Raw genomic sequence first — 5,083 nt, 5'->3', positions numbered from 1 at the left:
CCAAGAATGGCGTCGTCGGCCATCCGTTCTTCGAGATGAACGAAGGCTGGACGCTGATCCCGATGGTCGTGCTGGCGACTGCCGCGACTGTCATCGCCAGCCAGGCGGTCATCTCCGGCGCGTTCTCGCTGACCCGGCAGGCGGTGCAGCTCAATATGCTGCCGCGCCTGGAAATCCTGCACACCTCGGAGAAGCAGTCGGGCCAGATCTACATGCCGCGCGTCAATCTGTTGCTGGCGCTGGCGGTGATGCTGCTGGTCGTCGGTTTCGGCGAATCGAGCAAGCTCGCCTCCGCCTATGGCATCTCGGTGACCGGCAACATGCTGGTGACGACGGTGCTGCTGTTCGTCGTCATGACCCGGATCTGGAAATGGCGGCTGTGGGTGGCGGTCGCCATGACGGCGCTGTTCGGCTTCATCGATGTCGGCTTTTTTGCCTCCAACATCGTCAAAGTGTTCGAGGGTGGCTGGGCTTCGCTGGCGGTGGCCTTCACCATTGTGCTGGCTATGTGGACCTGGGTGCGCGGCAGCCGCTATCTGTTCGACAAGACCCGCCGCAACGAAATCCCGCTCGATTTCCTCGCCGGCAATCTCCTGAAGAAAAAGCCGCAGCTGGTGTCCGGCACCGCGGTGTTCCTGACGAGCGATCCACTCAGCGCGCCAACCGCGCTGATGCACAGCCTGAAGCACTACAAGGTGCTGCACGAGCAGAACGTCATCCTTTCGGTGGTGACCGCGCCGCAACCGGTGGTGCCCGACAGCGACCGGGTCAAGATGGAGACGGTCAACGAGCTGTTCATGCGGGTGACGCTGACCTTCGGCTACATGGAGCAGCCGAACATCCCGCGCGCGCTGGCGATCTGCCGCAAGCAAGGCTGGAAGTTCGACATCATGACGACCTCGTTCTTCCTGTCACGGCGTTCGCTCAAGGCCTCGCCCAATTCCGGCATGCCGGTGTGGCAGGACCGGTTGTTCATCGGCCTGGCGCGTACGGCGGCCGACGCGACGGAGTACTTCCAGATCCCGACCGGACGCGTCGTCGAGATCGGAACGCAAGTGACGATTTAGGGCATGCCGCGGTTGAGAAGAATCGGTGCTGTCACATTGATTGAGCGGTAAGGAAATTCAGGTAGCAGCGCGCCCGGCACTGTAAGTTTCAGCGGCTTGATGCAGCGATAGCTGGCCGGGACGGCTGTCACGCTGTGGCGACACACGCGATTTTGTTCCAGATTTGCATGGGGCGTTACGCAGGTCTCGATGTTGAGCCGATGACAGCGCATTGCAGGGAAAGTGAGCAGGTCGGCAATCGGATCATGGATGGAAACGAACCGCTGAAGCTGGCGTGCCGACTTGAAGCGTTTCATGATCCTTTCGCGTCGTCGGGTCGGCTGGTGCGAATTTTCCGCTCGATTATTCAGGCCTGTGTGCGACCGGTGTTCGACGCCGGGCATGAGGTCGCGCATGGCGGCATCATAGGATCGGAGCTTGTCGGTGATCATGATCCGTGGTGTCCGCCCTTGAGCTTTCAGCAACTTGCGCATCAGACGCTTTGCCGCCTTGGCATTTCGGCGGCTTTGTACCAGCACTTCGAGGACGAAGCCGTCCTGATCGACGGCACGCCGGAGCCACTGCTTCTTGCCACTGATAGCCACGACACATTCGTCGAGATGCCATTTATCGCCCAGGCAGCCGGCTGATATTGATCTCCTGGGCGGAATGCCGTCCGAATTTCTCCGCGCAGCTTCGAACGGTCTGATGCGTGACGATGATGCCGCGGGCCGCCAGCATGTCCTCAACCATGCGCAGGCTGAGCGGAAAGCGAAAGTAGAGCCATACCGCGTGCGCAATGATCTCGGCGGGAAAGCGGTGGCGACCATAGAGCGGATCACGAGCAACTTCTGACATGGCCCAATGTACGCACATCTTCATAAGCTGTCGGTTGACTTTACGATGCCGCGCCAAGCGAGCAGCATCCGGCCGGCGGGGCCGACCCCGTCTCCCGGCCGTGAGCAGAACGGCATCGCGCAGGTGCCGCTTCATCCTCGACCGGCCAGCCTGCTTTGCCGTTACCGCCGCCGCCGAAAGCGCCAGGCGTTGCCGCCAGGCGCCGATCCGCCGGCAGCGGTTCGTTTCCACCGATGATCCGAGTGCCAACCAGTTCCACTTTCCCCCAATACCTGCGTAACGCCGCCATGCAAATCTGGAACAAAATCGCGTATGTCGCCGCAGCACGACAGCCGTCCCGACCAGCTATCGCTGCATCAATACGCTGATATCTTTACAGTGCCCGCACGCCTCTCGCGCGCCAACGGCCAGTCGGGTGTCGCGAATGAGGCGCGCTGAAGCCATCCGGCTCAGCCGATCATGGCGCTTCGGTTGCCGGGTTCGAGGTCGTGGCCTCTGCCGCTGCGCGATTCTAGCATTTGCGCCTTGGAGAGCTCTGCTTCAGCCTCGGCGAGGCATGGCTCGGCTGCGGTTCTCTGCCGCAGAAGGTCCGATTGCGAATTCTTGACGTTGTCACGACGTAGGCGAGCGGCCTTGGCGAACGTCGGATAAGCGAAATGATTGACATCGGAGATGCCGGCCTTCGTTTCCTCGGCGTTTAACTGGAAGTCCAGTTCTCGCGCCATGCGTTCGAAATCGGCAATCATGATGTCTAGCTGGTGCAACTGTCGCCGCTTCTCATTCACCTGAAATTGCTTCAGTCGGACCAGATTACCTCGTGGCTTCATGACTCGGTACTCCGGTACCCATTTCGTCCAATCAAACCGCTCTCTCCCCTTAACGTTAGGCCTACAGCGACTCTCACGTTTTCTGCTGCGAGCGGAAACATATTTTCCAAAATCCTTGGCCGATGGCTATGAGTTCAATGGCATCGACAAGCATGCGAGCGGGGGACTTAAGGGGCGGTAAAAAAGGCGGAATAGGGCGATTTTCACAATGTCTGCATTGAACGCGTTGAGACCTGCGGCGGGCTTGACACACAAAGCAATCGTCAAGATTTGCGACATGGACGCCGGGGGGCATGAATACGCCCGCCGTCAGCTACACGCCCCCCGATTTCCGCCGCCTATTATCGCCCACGCGGTCTGGCTTTATTTCCGGTTTCCGCTGAGCCTGCGCCTGGTTGAGGAAATGCTGCTGGAACGCGGCATCGTGGTTTCGTATGAGACAAGTCGCCGGTGGGGCATCAAGTTCGGGCTGGACTGCGCTCGCTGCTTGCGCCGCAAGCCGCCGTGCCGGAATGACGTCTGGTACCTGAACGAAGTGGTCGTCACCATCGCCCGGCAAAAAGCTTTGGTTGTGGCGCACCGTCGACCAGGATGGATATGTGCTGGACGAAATCGTGCAAAACCGCCGCAACACCAAGGCCGCCAAGCGCTTGCTGACGCGGCTGTTGAAGAAGCAGGGGCTCGCGCCGAAGCGCATGATCACCGACTAGCTGCGCTCGTATGGAGCGGCAAAGCGACAGGTGATGCCGGACGTCAAGCACCGGTCGCACAAGGGGTTGAACAACGGAGCGGAGAATTCCCATGTGCCGCCGCGAAAACGGGAGCGGATGATGCAGGGGTCCGATCGCCGAGAGGCCTGCAACGCTTCGTCTCGACCTTGTCAGCCCTCCGCAACCTCTTCGTCCCGCCCCGCCCCAAACGTTCTGCTCTCGCCATACATGTTCATCGCCTCAGCGCGATGGCGCTGGTGATATCACGACGCGTTTGTACCGCTCGACCTACGCCACAGGTGCCGACGCTGTGACGAGCTTCGTCGGTCGCGTGTCGAGTGACGGCACCGGGGACAATTATCGTCGACCGCAGTCCATTGCCCAGACCAAGGCGCTTCTCGGCGTCGGCACGATGGCAAATCGCAGCGTCACGATCTCGGCCGCTGCCCCTTCTGGCGGCGTGGACGGTGATTTCTGGGTGCAGCCGTAATGGCCCTTTACGTCAAAGCCTCCGGGGTCTGGGGGGCGGCCAGCGCCGTCTGGGTGAAAATCTCAAGCCTCTGGACCAAGGCTCGACAGGTCTATGTGCGCAGCTCGGGCGTCTGGGAGAAAATGTTCCCGATAGATCTGGTCTTCAATGGCACTCACGAAGACTCGACTGCCACGACCGTTTACACCCACACCAGCATTCCGCTTCTTGTCGCGCCACACGCTAATCGTCGTGTCATCGTGACAACTGAGACCACTGACACCGAAAGTGCAGTGACCGTCAACAGTATGACGATTGGGGGTGTGGCTGCCACCCTTCTCGCTCAGGTGGAAAGCATCTTCAATTCTGGTGTGGTCTATCTGTCAGTGTGGTCAGCCCTCGTGCCAACCGGTACGACGGCAACGATCGTGACCACGTATAGTGAGAGCGTGTTCCGTGACTACATGTCGGTCTATACGACCACCGATTGGGATGGTGTGGTGGGCACTGTTGCCTCTGACAACAATTCAACGGGTGGCCTGACAACGACCGTCAGCATTGGTGCCCTGGGCGCAGCGATCGCAATTGCGGGCAACGCCACCAAGGGGGCATCGGCACTGCGACATGGACCGGGCTGACCCAACAGTTCTCAAACACACCAGTCACGGATACAAACCACAGCGGAGCAATGGCCATAGCTACCGCCGCCCAAGCTGCCCTCACCGTAACCTGTGCCTACAGCACTACTCCAGCACTTGCCGCACTGCTGGTGGTTCCGCGGTGCGCAACTCCTGACTGGCGACGGCGTCGGCGACATGCCTTACGGACTCGTATCGCCAGAGCTTGTAATCGTCGACAAACCAGCCAAGTCGGCTCTCGATCGCCGTAGCAAGCTCGTTATAGTCGAGGCTGTCGAGGCCGAGATCCCGCATTCTGGTTGTCATCGAGACCTCTACTTTTTCGGCAACTAGAGCGTTGAGGGTTTTGAGAACCAGTTGTTCAATTTCAAGTAATGTCATCACTAATACATGCCTTTTGATTGCAGATTCAGGTAATGCAACCCTGATCGGGGCCCAACCCCCAAAACGAGGTGTGCCGTTGAAACATGTTCTTGTCATTGACGATGATGCCGCAATGCGGCGCCTCATCGCCGAGTATCTCACGATGCATGCC

At 59.7% G+C, this 5,083-nt stretch carries 5 protein-coding genes and 4 pseudogenes; 5 read left to right on the top strand and 4 right to left on the bottom strand.

Going from position 1 to position 5,083, the window contains the following annotated elements; genetic code table 11:
• The coding region (locus NKJ67_RS35005; protein ID WP_352585878.1) for a KUP/HAK/KT family potassium transporter at positions 1–1,067 on the top strand (1,067 nt) is incomplete at its 5' end.
• 127 nt (positions 1,068–1,194) lie between these two features.
• On the opposite strand, the pseudogene NKJ67_RS35000 reads toward NKJ67_RS35005, so the two are convergent.
• The 3 genes and pseudogenes from NKJ67_RS35000 to NKJ67_RS34990 all read right to left on the bottom strand — a co-directional run bounded on the left by NKJ67_RS35000 (position 1,195) and on the right by NKJ67_RS34990 (position 2,731).
• Positions 1,195–1,904, bottom strand: a pseudogene (locus tag NKJ67_RS35000) (IS6 family transposase).
• A gap of 75 nt (positions 1,905–1,979) precedes the next feature.
• Positions 1,980–2,135 (bottom strand): annotated as a pseudogene (locus NKJ67_RS34995) (DUF1403 family protein); the annotation flags it as partial.
• 218 nt (positions 2,136–2,353) lie between these two features.
• Positions 2,354–2,731, bottom strand: a complete 378-nt coding sequence (locus tag NKJ67_RS34990) for a hypothetical protein (protein ID WP_023679574.1) — start codon at positions 2,729–2,731, stop codon at positions 2,354–2,356.
• Between the two features lie 293 nt (positions 2,732–3,024).
• Here NKJ67_RS34990 and NKJ67_RS34985 point away from each other — a divergent pair.
• From NKJ67_RS34985 to NKJ67_RS34975, 3 genes and pseudogenes are all read left to right on the top strand, one after another.
• Positions 3,025–3,755 (top strand): annotated as a pseudogene (locus tag NKJ67_RS34985) (IS6 family transposase).
• A complete protein-coding gene (locus NKJ67_RS34980; protein WP_031194388.1) occupies positions 3,752–3,931 on the top strand; it encodes a hypothetical protein in 180 nt (59 codons plus the stop codon). The pseudogene NKJ67_RS34985 and the gene NKJ67_RS34980 overlap by 4 nt, the downstream one beginning before the upstream one ends.
• On the top strand, positions 3,931–4,548 hold the full coding sequence (locus NKJ67_RS34975; protein ID WP_023737119.1) for a hypothetical protein: 618 nt from the start codon (positions 3,931–3,933) through the stop codon (positions 4,546–4,548). Before NKJ67_RS34980 ends, NKJ67_RS34975 begins: the two co-directional genes overlap by 1 nt.
• 105 nt (positions 4,549–4,653) lie before the next feature.
• Here NKJ67_RS34975 and NKJ67_RS34970 read toward each other — a convergent pair whose 3' ends face one another.
• Positions 4,654–4,929, bottom strand: coding sequence for an acyl carrier protein (locus NKJ67_RS34970; protein WP_352585875.1), 276 nt, complete (start codon positions 4,927–4,929; stop codon positions 4,654–4,656).
• 79 nt (positions 4,930–5,008) lie between these two features.
• Here NKJ67_RS34970 and NKJ67_RS34965 point away from each other — a divergent pair.
• Positions 5,009–5,083 (top strand): annotated as a pseudogene (locus NKJ67_RS34965) (DNA-binding response regulator); the annotation flags it as partial.

Origin of the sequence: Mesorhizobium sp. M0088 (genome assembly GCF_040322895.1) — a bacterium.
In the GTDB taxonomy this organism is placed as follows: domain Bacteria; phylum Pseudomonadota; class Alphaproteobacteria; order Rhizobiales; family Rhizobiaceae; genus Mesorhizobium.
This window is presented reverse-complemented; position numbering and strand designations above follow the sequence as displayed.

Excerpts from the sequence above, each read along its gene's own strand:
- NKJ67_RS34990 (WP_023679574.1), bottom strand. The coding sequence starts at position 2,731 with ATGAAGCCACGAGGTAATCTGGTCCGACTGAAGCAATTTCAGGTGAAT.
- NKJ67_RS34975 (WP_023737119.1), top strand. The coding sequence starts at position 3,931 with ATGGCCCTTTACGTCAAAGCCTCCGGGGTCTGGGGGGCGGCCAGCGCC.
- NKJ67_RS34970 (WP_352585875.1), bottom strand. The coding sequence starts at position 4,929 with ATGACATTACTTGAAATTGAACAACTGGTTCTCAAAACCCTCAACGCT.